Annotated in this window: 16 protein-coding genes; 14 read left to right on the top strand and 2 right to left on the bottom strand. The window is 70.8% G+C overall.

Annotation, left to right across the window (positions count from 1 at the left end):
* Window positions 1–69: 69 nt before the first annotated feature.
* Window positions 70–1,176, bottom strand: coding sequence for a citrate synthase 2 (locus F4558_RS24255; RefSeq protein ID WP_030329620.1), 1,107 nt, complete (start codon window positions 1,174–1,176; stop codon window positions 70–72).
* Window positions 1,177–1,453: 277 nt separating this feature from the next.
* Between F4558_RS24255 and pdxH the strand changes: the two genes are divergently transcribed.
* The 7 genes from pdxH (at window position 1,454) to F4558_RS24220 (ending at window position 7,658) form a co-directional block, all read left to right on the top strand.
* The gene (pdxH, locus tag F4558_RS24250; protein ID WP_167947629.1) at window positions 1,454–2,113 is read left to right on the top strand and encodes a pyridoxamine 5'-phosphate oxidase; all 660 of its coding nucleotides are present in this window, start codon (window positions 1,454–1,456) and stop codon (window positions 2,111–2,113) included.
* Complete coding sequence (locus F4558_RS24245) at window positions 2,110–3,408, top strand: MFS transporter (protein ID WP_167946082.1); 1,299 nt, start codon at window positions 2,110–2,112, stop codon at window positions 3,406–3,408. The genes pdxH and F4558_RS24245 overlap by 4 nt, the downstream gene beginning before the upstream one ends.
* 103 nt (window positions 3,409–3,511) lie before the next feature.
* Complete coding sequence (locus tag F4558_RS24240) at window positions 3,512–4,441, top strand: aldose 1-epimerase family protein (protein ID WP_167946081.1); 930 nt, start codon at window positions 3,512–3,514, stop codon at window positions 4,439–4,441.
* 25 nt (window positions 4,442–4,466) lie between these two features.
* Window positions 4,467–5,069 carry a nitroreductase family protein gene (locus F4558_RS24235; RefSeq protein WP_167946080.1) on the top strand — a complete coding sequence of 201 codons (603 nt, stop codon included), beginning with the start codon at window positions 4,467–4,469 and terminating at the stop codon, window positions 5,067–5,069.
* A gap of 187 nt (window positions 5,070–5,256) precedes the next feature.
* Entirely contained in the window at window positions 5,257–5,562 is a 306-nt protein-coding gene (locus tag F4558_RS24230; RefSeq protein ID WP_053658855.1) for a type II toxin-antitoxin system VapB family antitoxin, read from the top strand.
* Window positions 5,563–5,606: 44 nt separating this feature from the next.
* The gene (locus F4558_RS24225; protein ID WP_167946079.1) at window positions 5,607–6,770 is read left to right on the top strand and encodes an acyl-CoA dehydrogenase family protein; all 1,164 of its coding nucleotides are present in this window, start codon (window positions 5,607–5,609) and stop codon (window positions 6,768–6,770) included.
* A gap of 99 nt (window positions 6,771–6,869) precedes the next feature.
* Complete coding sequence (locus F4558_RS24220) at window positions 6,870–7,658, top strand: DUF4230 domain-containing protein (protein ID WP_167946078.1); 789 nt, start codon at window positions 6,870–6,872, stop codon at window positions 7,656–7,658.
* A gap of 291 nt (window positions 7,659–7,949) precedes the next feature.
* Here F4558_RS24220 and F4558_RS24215 read toward each other — a convergent pair whose 3' ends face one another.
* A complete protein-coding gene (locus F4558_RS24215; protein ID WP_053658859.1) occupies window positions 7,950–8,159 on the bottom strand; it encodes a PspC domain-containing protein in 210 nt (69 codons plus the stop codon).
* 481 nt (window positions 8,160–8,640) lie between these two features.
* Between F4558_RS24215 and F4558_RS24210 the strand changes: the two genes are divergently transcribed.
* The 7 genes from F4558_RS24210 to F4558_RS24180 all read left to right on the top strand — a co-directional run bounded on the left by F4558_RS24210 (window position 8,641) and on the right by F4558_RS24180 (window position 18,471).
* The gene (locus tag F4558_RS24210) at window positions 8,641–10,011 is read left to right on the top strand and encodes an L-serine ammonia-lyase (protein ID WP_053658861.1); all 1,371 of its coding nucleotides are present in this window, start codon (window positions 8,641–8,643) and stop codon (window positions 10,009–10,011) included.
* A 70-nt stretch (window positions 10,012–10,081) separates the two neighbouring features.
* On the top strand, window positions 10,082–10,909 hold the full coding sequence (locus tag F4558_RS24205; RefSeq protein WP_053658863.1) for an ABC transporter permease: 828 nt from the start codon (window positions 10,082–10,084) through the stop codon (window positions 10,907–10,909).
* A 1-nt stretch (window position 10,910) separates the two neighbouring features.
* Window positions 10,911–11,654: an ABC transporter ATP-binding protein gene (locus tag F4558_RS24200; RefSeq protein ID WP_053658865.1), complete on the top strand. Its 744-nt coding sequence runs from the start codon at window positions 10,911–10,913 to the stop codon at window positions 11,652–11,654.
* Window positions 11,651–13,711, top strand: coding sequence for a DUF5941 domain-containing protein (locus F4558_RS24195; protein ID WP_167946077.1), 2,061 nt, complete (start codon window positions 11,651–11,653; stop codon window positions 13,709–13,711). Before F4558_RS24200 ends, F4558_RS24195 begins: the two co-directional genes overlap by 4 nt.
* Before the next feature lie 15 nt (window positions 13,712–13,726).
* Entirely contained in the window at window positions 13,727–15,937 is a 2,211-nt protein-coding gene (locus F4558_RS24190; protein ID WP_167946076.1) for a bifunctional glycosyltransferase/CDP-glycerol:glycerophosphate glycerophosphotransferase, read from the top strand.
* A gap of 80 nt (window positions 15,938–16,017) precedes the next feature.
* Complete coding sequence (locus F4558_RS24185; protein ID WP_053658868.1) at window positions 16,018–17,370, top strand: ABC transporter ATP-binding protein; 1,353 nt, start codon at window positions 16,018–16,020, stop codon at window positions 17,368–17,370.
* A 93-nt stretch (window positions 17,371–17,463) separates the two neighbouring features.
* On the top strand, window positions 17,464–18,471 hold the full coding sequence (locus F4558_RS24180) for a hypothetical protein (RefSeq protein WP_053658870.1): 1,008 nt from the start codon (window positions 17,464–17,466) through the stop codon (window positions 18,469–18,471).
* Window positions 18,472–18,480 lie beyond the last annotated feature (9 nt).

Raw genomic sequence — 18,480 nt, 5'->3', positions numbered from 1 at the left:
TTAACAGCAGGCGTTAGAAAGGGGCCCCTCCTCTACGCCAGGCGTTAAGAAGGGGCCCTTCCTTACACCTCAGACGCCGTGGGGGATGGCGGCCCAGCCTTCGACGTCGGACGGCTTGCGGGTCTCCGGGCCGACGTAGCGGGCGGACGGGCGGACCAGCCGCTGCAGGCGCTTCTGCTCCAGGATGTGCGCGCTCCAGCCGCCCATCCGGGCGCAGGTGAACATCGAGGTGAACATGTGCGCCGGCACCTCGGCGAAGTCCAGCACGACGGCCGACCAGAACTCGACGTTGGTGGCGAGCACCCGGTCCGGGCGACGTGCCTGCAACTCGGCGAGGGCAGCCTTCTCCAGCGCCTCGGCGATCTCGAAGCGCGGCGCGCCCAACTCCTTGGCGGTGCGCCGGAGCACGCGGGCGCGCGGGTCCTCGGCACGGTAGACCCGGTGGCCGAAGCCCATCAGCCGCTCGCCACGGTCGAGGACGCCCTTGACGTACCCCTCGGCGTCGCCGCTGCGCTCAACGGCCTCCAGCATGCTGAGCACCCGGGACGGTGCGCCGCCGTGCAGCGGGCCGGAGAGGGCTCCGATGCCGGAGGAGATGCACGCCGCCGCGTCCGCCCCGGTGGAGGCGACGATGCGGGCGGTGAAGGTGGAGGCGTTCAGGCCGTGCTCGGCGGCCGAGATGAAGTACGCGTCGACGGCCTTGACGTGGCGGGGGTCGGGCTCGCCACGCCAGCGCTTCATGAACCGCTCGACGATTGTCTGCGCCTTGTCGATCTCCTTCTGCGGCACGGCCGGCAGGCCGAGGCCCCGGGCGGACTGCGCGACGAAGGAGAGCGCGGTCACCGAGACCCGGGCGAGATCTTCACGGGCCTGCTCGTCGGAGATGTCGAGCAGTTGGTTGAGCCCCCAGTACGGGGCCAGCATGGCGACCGCCGACTGCACGTCGACCCGGATGTCACCGGAGTGCACCGGCACCGGGAACGGCTCCGCCGGCGGCAGGCCCGGCCCGAACCGGCCGTCGACAAGCAGCGCCCACACGTTGCCGAACGAGACCTGGCCGATCAGATCCTCGATGTCGACCCCGCGATAGCGCAGCGCGCCACCTTCGCGGTCTGGTTCGGCGATCTCGGTCTCGAAGGCTACGACGCCCTCCAGCCCGGGTTTGAAATCGGCCATGTCGCTCTCCTGGATCTGCTCGGTGCGCCCGATCAGCTCATCCGGCCGGTCGGCCGGGCGCCTTAGGCGACCCTCAGGGATGTGTTCGGAACATCTTGCCTGCTGCGTCAGCGGATACGCGACCCACGGCGACTGTGCCGCACGCGACACCCCCGGGCGCGCATATTCCACGCCGCTCGGTGAGACTGGGCGGTGCGGGCTGGTCAGCGCGGGAGTGCGCGACCGGGCCGCCGAGAAGGAGTAGGACGTGACGGGCGACACACCTGGTCCGGCCGCGATGCGTAACGAGTACGCCGCGGAGCTGGGCCTGACCGAGGCCGACCTGGCCGGTGACTGGCACACCCAGTTCGACAGCTGGTTCGCCGACGCGGTTGCCTTCGGGCTACCCGAGCCGAACGCGATGGTGGTGGGCACCGCCGACGCCGCCGGCCGGCCGAGCGGCCGGACCGTGCTGCTGAAGGGGTACGACTCCGACGGCTTCGTCTTCTTCACCAACCACCTGTCCCGCAAGGGAGTCGAGGCGGCTGCCAACCCGTACGCCAGCCTGGTCTTTCCGTGGTTCGCCATGCAGCGGCAGGTGGTCGTGGCGGGCCGGATCGCCCCGGTGGAGGCCCCGGTGACCGAGGCGTACTTCGCCAGCCGGCCGCGCGGCTCCCAGCTGGGCGCCTGGGCCAGCCCGCAGTCGCAGGTGGTGCCGGATCGGGCCGCGCTCGAGGAGCGCTATCGGGAGGTGGCCGAGCGGTTCGCCGACGAGGCCGTCATCCCGCCCCCACCGAACTGGGGTGGCCTGCGGGTCCGGCCCGATTCGGTGGAGTTCTGGCAGGGCCGGGCCGGTCGACTGCACGACAGGTTGCGGTTCCGGCGCACCGACGAGGGGCCACCCGGTGGCGTCCCGAGCGGCGACGGGAGCTGGATCGTCGAGCGGCTGGCACCGTGACGGGCGTGCAGGAGGCCCGGCGGCGGGCAGGACGCCGCTGGGCGATCGACGTACGTCCGCTGCGCGTCCCCGCGTACCGGCGGCTCTGGCTCGGCAACACCGTGGCGATGTTCGGCTTCCAGTTCACTGCCGTCGCCGTGCCTGTGGAGATGTACGCCCTGACGAAGGACTCGTTCTGGGTCGGCCTGCTGGGCGTGGCGGCCTTCGTACCGTTGCTGATCTTCGGGCTCTGGGGCGGCGCCATCGCCGACGCCCGCGACCGCCGGGTGGTGTTGCTCGGCGGGTCGGTGCTGCTCTGGGCGTCCACCCTTGGCCTGCTGGTGCAGGCGCTGCTGAACGTGGGCAGCCCGGTGCTGCTGTTGGCGCTGATGGCGGTGCAGTCGGTGGCGTTCGCGATCAGTTCCCCGGCCCGTAGCGCCATGCTGCCCCGACTGGTGCCGGACAACCTCGTGCCGGCTGCCAGCACCCTGAACTACACGACGTTCACCGCGGCCTCGGTGGCCGGGCCGCTCGCCGCCGGCCTGATCCTCGCGGCCTCCACCGACACCAGGCTCGTCCTGTCGATCGCGTACGGCGTGGACGCGGTGCTGTTCACAGCGATGCTCTGGGCAGCCCTGCGCCTGCCGTCGCTGCCGCCGGAGCCGAGCCCTGACGGTGAGCCCCGCCGTGCCGGCCTGGCAAGCGTTGTCGACGGGTTCCGCTACCTGGCGACCACGCCGGTGCTGCTGCTCTCCTTCGGGGTGGACCTGATCGCGATGATCCTGGCCATGCCCCGGGCGCTGTTCCCGGAGATCGCCCACGAACGCTTCGGAGGTGGTGGAGCGGTCGGCCTGCTCTACGCCGCCATCGCGATCGGCTCGATGATCGGAGGGTTGACCTCCGGTTGGATCGGTCGACTCCGCAGGCAGGGGCTCGGCCTGGTGGTCGCTGTGGTCGCCTGGGGCTTGGCGATCGCAGCCGCCGGGTTGGCCCACCAACTCTGGCTGATGGTGGTGCTGCTCGCCGTCGCCGGTGCCGCCGACCTGGTCAGCGCGGTCCTGCGGCAGTCGATGCTGCTGGTCTACGCGCCGGACCGGATGCGTGGCCGGCTCCAGGGCGTCAACACGGTGGTGGTGGCCGGCGGGCCGCGGCTTGGTGACCTGCGGGCCGGCACCATGGCCGCCGGCTTCGGTGGCGGGGTGGCCTGGGTGGCCGGCGGCCTCGCCTCGGCGGCGCTCGTGGTGGTGCTCGCGGTCGCCTTCCCGGCCCTGGTGCGCTACCGCGCCGCGACGGCGTCGAGCGGCGATCGGGCCTGACGGAGCCGGACAAGGGGCGGCGATCGCGCATGACGGGCGGTGGGCGGCGGCGGCCGTGACCGTGTCGAGCGGCGCGCGGGGGTGACCGGTTAGGGTCGCCGGCATGGACACCCCCGACCAGCGCCCCTTCTCCGGCGCCCAGTGGACCATCGCCGCCGCCGGCCACGAGGCCGTCATCGTCGAGGTGGGCGGCGGCCTGCGGACGTACCGGAAGGACGGCGTCGACCTGCTCGACGGGTACGCGACCGACGAGGTCTGCCCCGGCTGCGCCGGACAGGTGCTGGCGCCCTGGCCGAACCGGATCCGGGACGGCCGCTACCCGTTCGCCGACCGTACGCATCAGCTCGCGCTGACCGAGCCGGAGCGGCACGTGGCCATCCACGGGCTTGTCAACTGGGTGCCGTGGCGGCTGCTGGAGCAGACGGCGGACTCGGTGACGGTCGGCTACGACCTGCCGCCGCAGCCTGGCTACCCGTGGCCGTTGCGGCTGCTCAGCCGCTGGAGCGTCGGCGTGGACGGTCTGCGCGCCGAGCACGAGGTGACGAACGTCGGTGCCGAGGTGGCGCCGTTCGGCTTCTCCGTGCACCCGTACCTGCAACTGCCGGGCGTCGCGGTGGACGACCTGGTCATGCGGCTGCCGACGCGTACCCGGGTGCTTGTGGACGGCCGGCTGCTGCCGGTGGGGGTCACCCCGGTGGCAGGCACCGAGTACGACTGGACCAGCCCGCGCCGGATCGGTGGGGTCGAGTTGGATCTCTGCTTCGGGGAGGTGATCCGGGACGCCGACGGCGGCTCGTCGGTGAGTCTGGCCGCTCCGGACGGCTCGTCAGGGGTGAGTATCTGGGCGGACGCGGAGTTCGGCTGGTGGCAGGTGTTCACTGGTGACGCGCTCACCGGCGAGCGGCACCGGCGCTCGGTGGCGATCGAGCCGATGACCTGCCCGCCGGACGCGTTCCGCTCCGGCAGGGACGTACTCACGCTCAAGCCCGGCACCACCTGGCGGGGCGCCTGGGGCATCCGGCCCGGGGCCTGAGCGGGCGGGAGAAGAGGGCGGGGAGATGGAGTTCGCCGAGGTCGTCCGGCGCCGGAGGATGGTGCGCAACTACGACCCGGACCGCCCGGTCCCGCCCGGCGTGGTGGACCGGCTGCTCGACCACGCGATACGTGCGCCGTCGGCCGGCTTCACCCAGGGCTGGGGTTTCCTGGTGCTGGAGGAGTCGGCCGACCGGGAGCGGTTCTGGGCGGCCGCGACGCCCGGAGGCGGGGGGCGGGAGCGCTGGCTGGCCGGCATGCGCAGGGCACCGCTGATCGTGGTGCCGCACGCCAACGAGTCGGCCTACCTGCGGCGGTACGCGGAGTCGGACAAGGGTTGGACGGATCAGTCCATCGATCGCTGGCCGGTGCCCTACTGGTACGTGGACACCGGCTTCGCCTCGCTGCTGATGTTGCTCACCGCAGTGGACGAGGGGCTGGGGGCTTGTTTCTTCGGGATTCCGCCGCAGCGGTTGGCCGCGTACCGGGAGGCGTTTGGCGTGCCGGCGGAGTTCCGCCCCATCGGCGCGGTCACGATCGGTTATCCCATACCTGACCATCGGTCACCATCGCTGCGCCGAGGACGTCGTGGTGTGGACGACGTGGTGCGACGCGGGCGGTGGAGCTGAGTCATTCCTCCCAGTTGTCCGGCTGAGGAACGGACGACGGGTAGCGAAACTGACATCAGGGAGCAGAACGCTGCGTGCGCTGGGCCGCTAGGCTGGCACGGTCATCGGTGCCGCGCCGCGCGGTGCCCGCCGCGGCCCGGCTCGGCGCCGTCGGTCGGCCCGGCCACGGGGAGGGGAGCGTGCCGTCGTGATCTTCAGAGCGGTCCGGGACGGGCGTCCCTATCCGGAGCACAACCTGACGCTCAAGCAGTGGGCGGAGATTCCGCCCCGCCCGCTGCGCCTGGACCAGTTGATCACCACCAAGCGTGAGCTGGCGCTCGACAAGCTGCTCGCCGAGGATTCCACCTTCTACGGTGACCTCTTTCCGCACGTGGTGCAGTGGAACGGCGGGCTCTATCTGGAGGACGGCCTGCACCGTGCCCTGCGCGCGGCCCTTCAGCAGCGCAACCAGATCCACGCCCGGGTGCTCGTGCTCTCCGGGTCGACCGAGTGACGAGCACTTCTGCCACGCGCTGAGCCTTCGTTAAGGTGGCGTCCATGACCGCTCCACTGGACCTGCTAGATCTGGACCCGTCGCTCAGCGAGGAGGAGCGGCAGATCCGGGACGTCGTCCGCCAACTCGTCGACGACCGGGTCCGCCCGCACGTCGCCGACTGGTACGAGCAGGGTCGCGTGCCGGCCCGGGAGCTGGCCCAGGAATTCGGCAAGCTCGGGCTGCTCGGCATGCACCTGAGCGGGTACGGCTGCGCCGGCGCCTCCGCCGTCGCGTACGGGCTGGCCTGCCAGGAGCTGGAGGCCGCCGACTCCGGCGTCCGCTCGCTCGTCTCGGTGCAGGGCTCGCTTGCCATGTACGCCATCTGGCGCTACGGCAGCGAGGACCAGAAACGGCGTTGGCTCCCCGCGATGGCCACCGGCGAGGTGATCGGCTGCTTCGGCCTCACCGAGCCCGACCACGGCTCCGACCCGGCCTCGATGGCCACGCGCGCACGCCGCGACGGCGACGACTGGGTGCTCAGCGGCGGCAAGATGTGGATCACCAACGCGCCGATCGCCGACGTCGGGGTGATCTGGGCGCGTACCGAGTCCGGTGTGCGTGGCTTCGCCGTACCCATGGATATGCCCGGTGTCACGACCCGGGAGATCCCCCGCAAGATGTCGCTGCGCGCCTCGGTGACCGGCGAGATCTCCCTCGACGACGTCCGCATTCCGGCGGCGGCGCAACTGCCCGAGGCGATCGGTCTGAAGGCCCCGCTGAGCTGCCTCACCGAAGCCCGCTACGGCATCGTCTGGGGCTCGGTCGGCGCCGCCCGCGACTGCCTGGAAACCGCCTTGGCGTACGCCACCACCCGTACCCAGTTCGGCCGCCCGCTCGCCGGGTTCCAGCTCACCCAGGCCAAGCTCGCCGACATGGCCGTCGAACTGGTCAAGAGCCAACTGCTCGCCCTGCACCTCGGCCGGCTCGCCGAGGCCGGTCGGCTGCGCCCCGAGCAGGTGAGCGTGGGCAAGCTGAACAACGTGCGGGAGGCCCTGGCCATCGCCAGGCAGTGCCGCACCATCCTCGGCGCCAACGGCGTCTCCGGCGAATACCCGGTGATGCGGCACGCGAACAACCTGGAGAGCGTGCTGACGTACGAGGGCACCTCGGAGATTCACCAACTGGTCGTCGGGCAGCGGCTCACCGGGCTCTCAGCATTCGCCTGACCTGCCGTTTTGTGCTTTCCGGCCGCTCACCGCGCGGCTGTCGTACGGGGGCCGTACCGTCATTGGCAGACGACGTGTCTGACGAGGACGGTGAGTGTGATGGCTCGCGACGCTGACATCAACGAGCCCACCAGGGAGTTCCCCGGTTACCCGACCGGCGACGATCTCAAGGAGCGCTCGACCGCGGCACCCGAACCGCCCGCGGACACACCCGGTGACACCGGCGGCCCGACGACCGGCGGGGCAGGTGGGGCGGCCCGTGGCCTGCTCCTGCTGCTCGGTGCCGCCGCGCTTGCCGTGGTGGTGCTGCTGGGCGTGCAGGCGACCGGCTTCCTGCCGGATTTCCGCAACCCGTTCGCCAAGGAGCAGACCGACCGCAGCCAGCCGCCGCTGCTGAAGTCGATTCAGGACCTCAGCCGCTACGTTGCCGCCGAGGGCAACTTCCAGGTCGTGGTCGACACCCAGAACGACAGGCGCAACGTTCCCGACTTCCTGCTCAACGAGCGCACCCTGTTCGTCGGGGCCGGCAGCGTGGAGGCGTACGTCGACTTCACCAAGATCGGCGAGGGTGCCATCGTGCAGTCCGCCGACGGTAAGTCCGTCGAGATCAAGCTGCCCGCGCCGCAGCTCGGTGAGACCAATCTCGACCTGGAGAAGAGCTACGTCTTCGCCGAGCAGCGCGGCCTGCTCAACCGGCTCGGCGACCTGGTCGGCAACGATCCCAACCGGCAGCAGCAGGTCTACCAGCTGGCCGAGGAACGGATCACCGCCGCCGCCCGGGACAGCGGGCTCTCCGCCCGTGCGGAGGAGAACACCCGCAAGATGCTGGAGGGGCTGCTGCGCTCCCTCGGCTACCAGCAGGTCACTGTCACCTACACCGCTCCCTGAGCTACCAACACCTCCGTACGCGGAAGCGCCCGCCCCGACCTTCGTCGGAGCGGGCGTTTCGCGTGTCCCTGGCGTCGGTGCACGCGGCAGATCCTGCGGTGCTCACGGAGGAGTCTCATGCCGCCGGTCGCCCCGTCGGCCTGCCGTCGCGCCTGTGCCACCCCCTCCTTGCGCCAAGATCCGCGCAACTTCAGGGATGTTGCTGCCTCAGGTGCCGCCGAGGCAGCAACTTCAGGGTTGTTGCTGCCTCGGCCGGCGGTGGTGCCTTAACGCGGGTTGTTGTGGGGAGGGTCAGCGGCCTGTGGCGGCGAGGTAGCGGTCCTCGTTGGGCATGAGGACCCAGAGGATCAGGTAGACGATCACCTGGGTGCCGGGCAGCAGCAGCGACAACAGGAACAGCAGCCGCACCATGCCGGCGGACATACCGAACCGCTGACCGAGGCCGGCGCAGACACCGGCGAGCATGCGCCCCTGGCGGGGCCGAACCAGTTTGCGACTCATCGTCGTACTCCCACTCTGCGGCAATGCGCCGCGTCTGCAATCCACGGTAGGAAGGGCTGGCCACCCTGCCCTCGGTCTCGAGGAGGATCGGCGACCCGTGGACCCGTAGGTACATACCCGTGCGGACTGCCTCCAACGCCTCCCGCGCCCGCGCGCCCCTCGCCCCTCGCCCCTCGCGGGAGATCAAGCATGATCTTGGACCCGGTGCTCGCGACGGGGCGTCAAGAGGCGTGTTCGGGACGCGCGGTGGCTGCGACGGAGTGGTCGGGCAGCCCCGACTCAGCGCCGGGTCGTCGGGCAGGTCGTGCGGTCGCGTGGTCCGGTGGGCGGTGTGCTGGGCGGGTAGGCTCGCAGGTCGGGCACCCACCACCCCGGGTGGCCGGCGGGCGCCCGACCGGGCGACCACGAGCGGGGCCGCCTGACCGGTGGCCACGACCGGGCCGGATCCCGTACGACGGGACGACGGCGAGGAAGCGCAGCCATGATCAGTGTTTTCGACCTTTTCAGTGTCGGTATCGGGCCGTCGAGCTCGCACACGGTGGGGCCGATGCGGGCCGCCCGTACGTTCGTGTCGGGGCTCAAGGCCGACGGGTTGCTCACCGACACGGCGCGGGTGCAGGCCGAGCTGTTCGGTTCGCTGGGTGCCACCGGGCACGGGCACGGCAGTGGTCAGGCGGTGCTGCTGGGGCTGGCCGGCGAGGCGCCGGAGACGGTCGACACGAATTCTGTCGGCTCCCGGGTCGAGCGGATTCGCGCCGAGCAGCGGATCAGCCTGCTGGACGCGCACGAGGTCGACTTCGACCCGGACCGAGATCTGACGCTGCATCGTCGCCGTTCGTTGCCGTACCACCCGAACGGGATGACGTTCGCGGCGTACGACGGGGCGGGTGTCGAGCTGCGGAGCCGCACCTACTACTCGGTGGGCGGCGGCTTCGTGGTGGACGAGGCGGCGGCCGGCGCGGATCGGATCAAGCCGGACGGCACGCGGGTGCGGTACCCGTTCCTGACCGGGGCGCAGTTGCTGGAGGTCACCACCGCGACGGGCCTGTCGATCAGCGAGGTGATGCTTGCCAACGAGCGTTCCTGGCGCAGCGAGGCGGAGATCCGGGCCGGTCTGCTGGACATCTGGCGGGTGATGCGGGAGTGCGTGCAGCAGGGCTGCGAGCGTGACGGCGTACTCCCTGGGGGGTTGAAGGTCCGGCGGCGCGCGGCGGAGCTGCGGCGCAGCCTGGAGGCGGACACCGGGAGTACCGATCCGCTGCGCGTGATGGACTGGGTGACGCTGTTCGCGCTGGCGGTGAACGAGGAGAACGCGGCCGGCGGTCGGGTGGTCACCGCGCCGACGAACGGCGCGGCGGGGATCATCCCGGCGGTGCTGCACTACTACACGCGGTTCGTGCCGGGTGCCGACGAGGACGGCGTGGTGCGGTTCCTGCTGGCGGCCGGGGCGATCGGCGTGTTGTTCAAGGAGAACGCCTCGATCTCCGGCGCGGAGGTGGGCTGCCAGGGTGAGGTCGGTTCGGCGTGTTCGATGGCCGCCGCCGGGTTGGCCGAGGCGCTCGGCGGCACTCCCGAGCAGGTGGAGAACGCCGCCGAGATCGGGATGGAGCACAACCTCGGGTTGACGTGTGACCCGGTAGGTGGCCTGGTGCAGATCCCCTGCATCGAGCGGAACGCGGTGGCTAGCATCAAGGCGATCACGGCCGCCCGGCTCGCGCTGCGCGGTGACGGGGTGCACGCGGTATCGCTTGACAAGGTCATCAAGACCATGCGGGAGACGGGCGCCGACATGAAGGTCAAGTACAAGGAGACGGCGCGTGGCGGTCTGGCCGTCAACGTGATTGAGTGCTGAGTCGGCCGATTCGGGGCATTCGTTCACCGACTGCTAACCTGTCGTCCGTTTCAGGAGGCGGGAGGCTGCGGTGACCGCTGGCGTCGCGGCGTTGTGGTCGCACCGCAACTCGCTGCGCATCCTGGTCCGGCGTGATCTCGCGGTGAAGTACCAGCAGTCGGTGCTCGGCTACTTCTGGTCGCTTATCGAGCCGCTCGGCATGGGCGCCATCTACTGGTTCGTCTTCGGGGTGCTGTACTCCCGCGATACCGGCCGGCACCTCGGTGAGGCGGCCGGGTCGTACCCGCTGTTCCTGATCACGGGGATCTTCGCCTGGATGTGGACCAGTTCGGCGCTGAGCGAGGCCACGAACGCGCTGACCGGCCAGTCCCGATTGATCACCACGATGAACGTACCCCGGCAGGTCTTCCCGATCGGCCGGGTCACCGGCCGGTTCGCCGAGTACGCGGCGGGCCTGCCGATCCTCGCCGCCATCGCGGTGATCTACACGGTGCACGGTCGGATCCACCCCGGCTGGTCGTTGCTCGCCCTGCCGCTCGCGGTGGTCGTCCAGGCGGCCCTGCTGATCGGGCTGGCCCTGCTGCTGTCGGCGTGGAACGTGCTGATGCGCGACGTGGAACGGCTCATGAGGCTGATCATCCGGGTGCTCTTCTACGCCACGCCGATCATCTACCCGCTCAGCCTGGTCCGGGAGTCCAGCCTGCCCGGCTGGCTGAAGGTGGTGTACGAGCTGAACCCGCTGGTGGGGATCTTCCAGCTGCACCACGCGATCTGGTACCCGGACGAGTTCCCGGACGCCCGCCTGCTCGCCACCACCGTCGTCGGCAGCCTGCTGGTGCTGGCCGCCGGCTGGTGGTCGTTCCGCCGGCTGGAGCCCGCCGTGCTCAAGGAACTCTGAGATGGCGCCGATCATCGAGGCCGATCAGCTGGGCATCCGGTTCGTCCGCAACCGTCGTCGCCAGCTGCGGCTGCGGGAGTTGTTCATCCACCGGGGCGCGCGGGGTGCCCTGCCGGGCCAGTTCTGGCCGCTGCGCGACGTGTCGTTCACCGTCGAGCCGGGCGAGACGGTCGGGGTGATCGGCCGCAACGGCACAGGTAAGAGCACCCTGCTGCGGCTGATCGCCGGGGTGCTCATTCCGGACGAGGGCAGCATCCGGGTGCACGGGGCGGTGGCCCCGCTGCTGGAGCTGTCCGCCGGTTTCTCCAACGACCTGACCGGCAGGGAGAACCTGCACCTGGTCGGTGGACTGCACGGGCTGTCGGCGAGCTACCTGAAGCGGCACTTCGACGAGATCGTCGAGTTCGCCGGTGAGCAGGTGGAACGGGCCATCGACACGTCCGTGCGGCATTACTCGTCGGGGATGAAGGTGCGGCTCGGCTTCGCGATCATCTCGCACCTGCCGCACCCGATCCTGCTGATGGACGAGGTGACCGCGGTTGGCGACGCGGAGTTCCGCAAGAAGTGTTACGCGACGATTGATCGTCTGCTCGGGGAGGGGCGCACCTTGGTGCTGGTGTCACACAACGAAAAGGACCTGACCCGGTTCTGCCGTCGGGGGTTGTTCCTCGACGCGGGCCGGTTGACGCTCGACGGCACCATCGCCGAGGCGCTCGACGCGTACCACGCCGCGGTTCCGCGGTGACGCTCGCGATAGTGCTCGCCGCCGGGACGCCCGCGGCGGGCCTGGCCACCGCGACCGGCGAGCCGCTTGCCGACCGGCTCGCCGCCCAGTTGCGCCGGGCGGGGGCGGACGAGGTGCGCTTCGCGGCAACCCTCGACGACCTGGCCGCGCTTGCCGACGCCGCCACCGGTCCGCTGCTTGTCACAGGCACCGACCTGGTGGCGCACACAGCCGTACTGCGGCATCTGGCCACCAGCCCGGTGGGGCCGACGGTGGCGCTGGTGCTCAGCGATCCGCCGGTGCCGGGACGGACGGCGGTGCGCGAGGAACGCGGGCAGGTCGTCGACGCCGGCGCTGTGGGCGACCTGGACGGCGACGCCACAGGCGTGTTCGGCGGTGCGTTGCGGGTCGGCGTGGACGACCTGCCGAACCTCGCCGCTGCGGCCCGCGCCGCCGCGTCCGGAGTGCTCCCCGTCGCCGCCCCGATCGGCCCGGCCGGTGACGTGTCGCCGCTGCCGGTGGCCGGCGGTGGGGGCTCGGCAGGCTCGGCCCCCGCCGGTGGTCCCGGGTCCGCCGTGGACCGGCTCGTCGCGGGTCTCGCGGCGCTCGGCACCTTGATCTTCGCCCAGCGGGTACGCCTGCTCGTCGCGCACCGGGTCGAGGACGCCGTCGGGCTGGCCGCTGCCGAGGCGGCGGTGACGGCTGTGGACGAGGACCGGGCCGAACTGCGGCTGTCGGTGAAGGAGAAGGACGACTTCTTCTCCACGTACTTCGTCAGCACCTGGTCGCCGTACGTGGTGCGGCTGGCGGCACGGATGCGTCTCACCCCCACCGGGGTGACGGTGATCTCGGTGCTGTTCGCGCTGGCCGCTGCCGTGCTGTTCGGCGTCGGCGGGCGACCCGCGCTTGTGGGCGGCGCCGTGCTGCTCTACCTCGGGTTCGTGCTGGACTGCGTGGACGGTCAGTTGGCCCGTTACACAAGGCATTTCAGCGCCTGGGGCGGTTGGCTGGACACGATGGCCGACCGGGCGAAGGAATACCTCGTCTACGCCGGGCTGGGCTTCGGGGTGAGCCACGCCGGGCTGGGCAACGGCTGGGCGCTGGCGATCGCCGCGATGACGTTGCAGACCGTCCGGCACATGACCGACACCTGGTACGGGGTGCTGCACGACGAGGCGGCACGCCGGCCTCGATCGGCGACTGGTGCCAGCGGCGGGATCGGTGACCGGCTCAACGCGGCGTCGACACGGGTGCAGGCGGACACGGGTTCGCTGTCGTACTGGCTGAAGCGGACCGTCGTGTTCCCGATCGGTGAGCGGTGGGCGCTGATCGCGATCACAGTGGCGCTGTTCAACCCGCTTGTCAGCCTTGTCGCGGTGCTGGTGTGGGGCACGTTGGCGTTCGCGTACACCGGGGCGCTGCGTACGCTGCGGGCCCGCTGGATGCGGGTGCCGGTGCTGGACACGGTCGACGCGACGCTGCACCGCGACGACGGGCCGTTGGCCCGCTGGTTGCCTGCGGTCCGCCCGATGGGTCCGCTCACACTGGCGGTGATCGCCGCGCTCGGCCCTGCGGTGCTGCTTGTCGCGGCGCTGCTGGGCGACTCGCCGGAGGGTCTGCGCTGGACGGTGCCGGTGGCGTTGCTGGTGCTGCTGGCCGGCGGCCTCGGTGCCGGGGCGGCACACAACGGCCCGTTGGACTGGCTGGTGCCGGCGGCGCTGCGGGCCGGCGAGTACCTGTTCGCCATCGCGGTCGGTGTGGTCGGCGACGCGCCCGGGTGGCTGATCTTCGGTTACGTCTTCGTGCTCACCGTGCACCACTACGACCTGACGGCGCGACTGGAGAAGCGGCAGGTGGCGCCGCCTCTGCACGCGGCCACGCTGGGCTGGGAGGGACGTTCGGTGCTGCTGGCCCTCGCCGCGATTGCCGGTATGGTCGGTATGGGCATGGCTACACTCGGTGCGTACCTTCTCGTGGTCTTCGTGGCGAGCGCCGTCCTGGCCTGGTTCGTCCGACCGGCCCGTGACGCGCGGGCGTCGGCCGCATCCCTGGGCGCGGGAGGTGTGACGCCCCGCTGACGGAGGGACGGCCGGATGACCCTGATCAGTTTCGTGGTGCCGGCCTTCCGGGTGCAGGGATATCTGCGCGAATGCCTGGACTCGATCCTCGGGCAACCGGACACCGACATCGAGGTCATCGCCGTCGACGACTGCTCGCCGGACGCCAGCGGCGAGATCATCGACGAGTACGCGGCCCGCGACCCCCGGGTCCGTGCGGTCCGGCTGCCGGAGAACGTCGGCCTCGGTCCGGCCCGCAACATCGGGCTGGACCGGGCCGTCGGCGAGTACGTGTGGTTCATCGACGGTGACGACTGGCTGATGCCCGACTGCCTGCCGGAGGTCGCCGAGCGGCTGCGGACGACAAAACCTGACGTGCTGCTCGTCGACCACGTCCGGGCGTACTGGAACGACACAGTCACCCGCAGTGCGATGGCCGAGGTGTTTCCCGAGTCACCAGGGACGGCCACGTTCCGGCTGCGGGACCGGCCGGAGACGATGCGGCTGCTGCACACCGCCTGGAACCGGCTGGTCCGCAGGCAGTTCCTTGTCGACCTGGGGCTGCGTTTCTCGGACGGCTGGTACGAGGACGTCTCGTTCAGCTATCCGGTGCTGATGGCGGCGCGGCGGATCGGCGTACTCGATCGGGTGTGTGTCAACTACCGGCAGCGCCGTGCCGGCGCGATCACCAAGACCCGGGGTGACAGGCATTTCGAGGTTTTCCCGCAGTGGCATCGGGTCTTCCACCTGATGGACGCCTGGTCGCCGGCTGTGGACGAGCTGCGGCCGGCGGTGTTCGAGCGGATGATCTGGCACTACCTGACGGTGCTCGGCAACGGCCAGCGGATCGCACCGGAGTTGCGGTCGGCCTTCTTCGCGCAGATCACCGAGGACTACGCGCGGTGGCTGCCCGAGGGCGGCTACCCCGTACCGGAGGGGGTGGAGGGGGTCAAGCACCGGCTGGTCGCGGCCGGCCGGTGGCGGACGTTCACGGCGCTGCGGGCTGCCAGCCGAGCCCGTGACACGGCCCGCCGGCAGGTGCGGACCGCCAAGCGGCGGGTCGGGCCGGTGGCCCGTCGCAGTGCCCGGGTGACCCGCGACGGCCTGCTGCGCGAGTACTACCGGGCGGAGCTGCGCCGGCCTGTCGATCCGGCCCTCGCCGTGTACGCCGCCTACTGGTACCGCGGCTACGCCTGCAACCCGGCGGCGATCTACGAGGTCGCCCGCCGGTTGGCCCCCGGCGTGCGTGGGGTGTGGATCGTGCGCCGCGACCGGGTGGACGCCGTGCCAGCAGGGGTGGAGTACGTGGTGGCAGGCACTCCCGCCTACTACCGGGTGCTGGCGCGGGCCCGCTGGCTGATCAACAACGTGAACTTCCCGGACTTCGTCCGCAAGCGGCCGGACCAGGTGCACGTGCAGACCCACCACGGCACCCCGGTCAAGGTGATGGGGTTGGACCAGCAGCGCTATCCCATCGGTGCGGGACGGATGGACTTCGCAGGACTGCTGCGCCGCGTGGACCGCTGGGACTACAGCGTCAGCGCCAACAGCTTCTCCACCCAGATGTGGGACCGGGCGTACCCGGCCACGTACACCACGCTGGAGATGGGCTACCCGCGCAACGACCGGCTGGTCACCGCCGGTCCGGACGAGGTACGGCGGCTGCGGCAGGAGTTCGGCTTCACCCCCGACGAGCAGGTGGTGCTGTACGCCCCGACGCACCGCGAGCACCTGCCCGGCTACCGGCCCCCGTTTCAGCCGGACCGGTTCGTCGAGGCGTTGGGTGACTCGGGCCAACTGCTGATGCGCAGTCACTACTTCCACGATCGGGATCGCCGTCCCGGCCGGCCGGGTAACTGGGAACGGGTACGCGACGTCAGCGGCTACCAGCGGGTGGAGGACCTCTACCTGGTGGCCGACGTGCTGGTCACCGACTATTCCTCGGCGATGTTCGACTACGCGGTGCTGGATCGCCCGATCGTGCTTTACGCGCCGGACTGGGAGTCGTACCGTCTGGCTCGGGGTGTCTACTTCGACGTCACGGCCGAGCCGCCGGGCGCGGTGGCCACCACCTTCACGGATCTGCTCGACCTGTTCCGCACCGGCGCGGTGCGATCGGCCGGGGCGAACAGCGCCCGGGAACGGTTTCGGGACCGTTTCTGCACGTTGGACGACGGCCGGGCGGCGGAGCGGGTGGTGCGTCGGGTGTTCCTGGGCGAGCCCTCGGAGCAGTCGAGCCCGTGCTGACGCCCCACCCGGGCGCCTAGTGTCGTGTAATAGCAACGTCATCGGCCGAACATGAGACGTTTACCCGATGTGCGAGCGCAATGATCCTGGTCACAGTCTTGTGGGGTTCGGCCGACAAGCTGGGGGAGGTGACGGTGAGCACCGTCGCGCTCAAGGATGTGAGCAAGGTCTTCAAGGACGGCACGCTGGCCGTCGACAAAATCAACCTGGATGTGAACGACGGCGAGTTCATGGTGTTGCTGGGCCCGTCCGGCTGCGGCAAGTCCACTGTGCTGCGGATGATCGCCGGTCTGGAGGACCCGACCGAGGGCGCGGTCCTGCTGGACGGCGAGCTGGCGAACGACCTGCCACCGCGAGATCGCAAGATCGCGATGGTCTTCCAGGACTTCGCGCTCTACCCGCACATGACAGTGGGCGACAACATCGCCTTCCCGCTGCGGCTGGCCGGAGTGGAGCCGGAGCCGCGAGGTGAGCGCGTCACCGACGTGGCGAGCGCGCTGGGCATCAACGACGTTCTGGCCCGCAAGCCGGGTCAGCTGTCCGGTGGGCAACGCCAGCGGGTAGCGATGGGCCGGGCAATCGTCCGACGACCGGGCTTGTTCCTGATGGACGAACCGCTGTCCAACCTTGACAGCGGGCTCCGCGCCGAGCTGCGCGCGGAGATCTCGGGCCTGACCCGGGAGCTGGGCGTCACCACCGTCTACGTCACCCACGACCAGGCCGAGGCGCTGACGATGGCCGACCGGGTCGCGATCATGCGCCGCGGGGTGCTCCAGGACGTGGGCACACCCACCCAGGTGTACGGCCGTCCAGCGACGCTCTACGTGGCAGCCTTCCTCGGCAGCCCGCGGATGAACCTGCTTGAGGCGTCGGTCTACGTCCACCTCGACCGGTACGTCACGCTCAACCTCGGTGACCAGGCGCTCTACCTGCCCTGGAACGACATCCGCAGTCGGGCGGTGGCGCACTACCACGGCGAGCGGATCGTGGTCGGGATGCGAGCCGAGGCGCTCACTCCTGTCGCTCCGGACAGCCCCGGTGATGTGCTGCGCGGCCGGATCCGCTACCTGGAGCACCACGGCCACGAGTCGCTGGCGTTCCTCGACATCGGGGCGACCGCGATCATGGTGGACGAGATGGGTGCACCGCTGGACTCGCCGCCGATCGGTCAGCGAGGGCTGCGTCGGTTCGGCGCGGTGATGCAGCGGCTCACCGGCAAGCCGGTGGAGACCGAGGAGCCGCAGGCCAATGGCACCCGCACCAGCGTGCTCCCCGATCCGGGTCGGCACCATCGCCGGCCGGCCGAGTTGGCGGTGCGGCTGGCGCCGTACCCGGCGGTCACCGCCGGGCATCCGCTCGCGGTCTCGGTACGGATGGACGCGCTGCACTTCTTCGACGAGCGGGGCGCGCGGATCGACGTGGGTTGGCGGTAACGCCACGCCGGAGCGGGGTGGCGAGCCGCCCTCCCGGTGGCCTACCGTCTGCCCACCCAGTCCACAGTGAAAGTCACCGAGAGGGGTGCACCCGTGTCGGGTGACCGTCCCAGCCCGCTCGTCATCGAGCGCATCCTGCGTGACCGGCAGGGCATCTGGCAGCAAATCGTGGCCGAGCGTGATCTCAACGCGCTGACCGGGCGGATGCTGGCCAGCTCGGCCATCGCCCTCGCCTGTTACGGGGCGGTGCTCGGTGCCTTCCACAGCCCGCTCATGGCGCTCACCTCCGCGCTGAAGCTGCCACTGCTGTTCCTTGTCACACTTGCCATCTGCCTGCCCACGCTCTACCTGTTCAACCTGGTCTTCGGCGCCCGGTTGTCGGTGCGCCAGTCGTTGGCGCTGGTGATGGTGGCGATCACCGTCACCTCGATGCTCGCTGTGGCGTTCGCGCCGATCAGCCTCTTCTTCCTGATCACCGCTCCGGACTACGGCTTCTTCAAGCTGCTGAACGTCGCCATCCTGACGCTGTCGGCGCTGGTCGGGCTGCGCTTCCTGACCGGTGGGATGCAGGTCCTCAACGACCACGGTCTGCTCGCCCCGGCGGTGGCCGCCGAAACCCCGGCCCAGGTCAGCGCCCCGGCGCCGGCCGCCGTGTCCGCAGGCGCCGTGCCGGCCACCGTGGCCGCCGGTTCGACCTCCTCCGCCGGCGCGGAGCCGGTCGCAGTGCCGGCCGGAGCGGCGGCGGCAGGGGCGGGCGCGAACGGCGGCACGCCCGCCGCGGCACCGATTGTCCAGACCCCGGCGCAGGTCCCCACCCAGGCCCAGTGGGGCGGGCAGCCGGCCCCCGGCGTGCTGCCGCCCGGCTACCCGGCGACGAACCGTCCGTGGGGCACCCCGCCGGTCCGCCGCGGCGAGCCGACCCAGCGGCCGGCAAGCATGACGCTGCTCTACATCTGGATCCTGCTCTTCGGCTTCGTGGGGACCCAGCTGGCCTGGACACTGCGCCCGTTCTTCGGCGACCCGGGTCAGGATTTCGCCTTCTTCCGCAGCATCGACGGCAACTTCTACGCCGAGATCCTGCGGACGATCGCCAACCTGTGACCGGGATGG

The organism is Micromonospora profundi, from assembly GCF_011927785.1.
Lineage (GTDB): Bacteria > Actinomycetota > Actinomycetes > Mycobacteriales > Micromonosporaceae > Micromonospora > Micromonospora profundi.
This window is presented reverse-complemented; position numbering and strand designations above follow the sequence as displayed.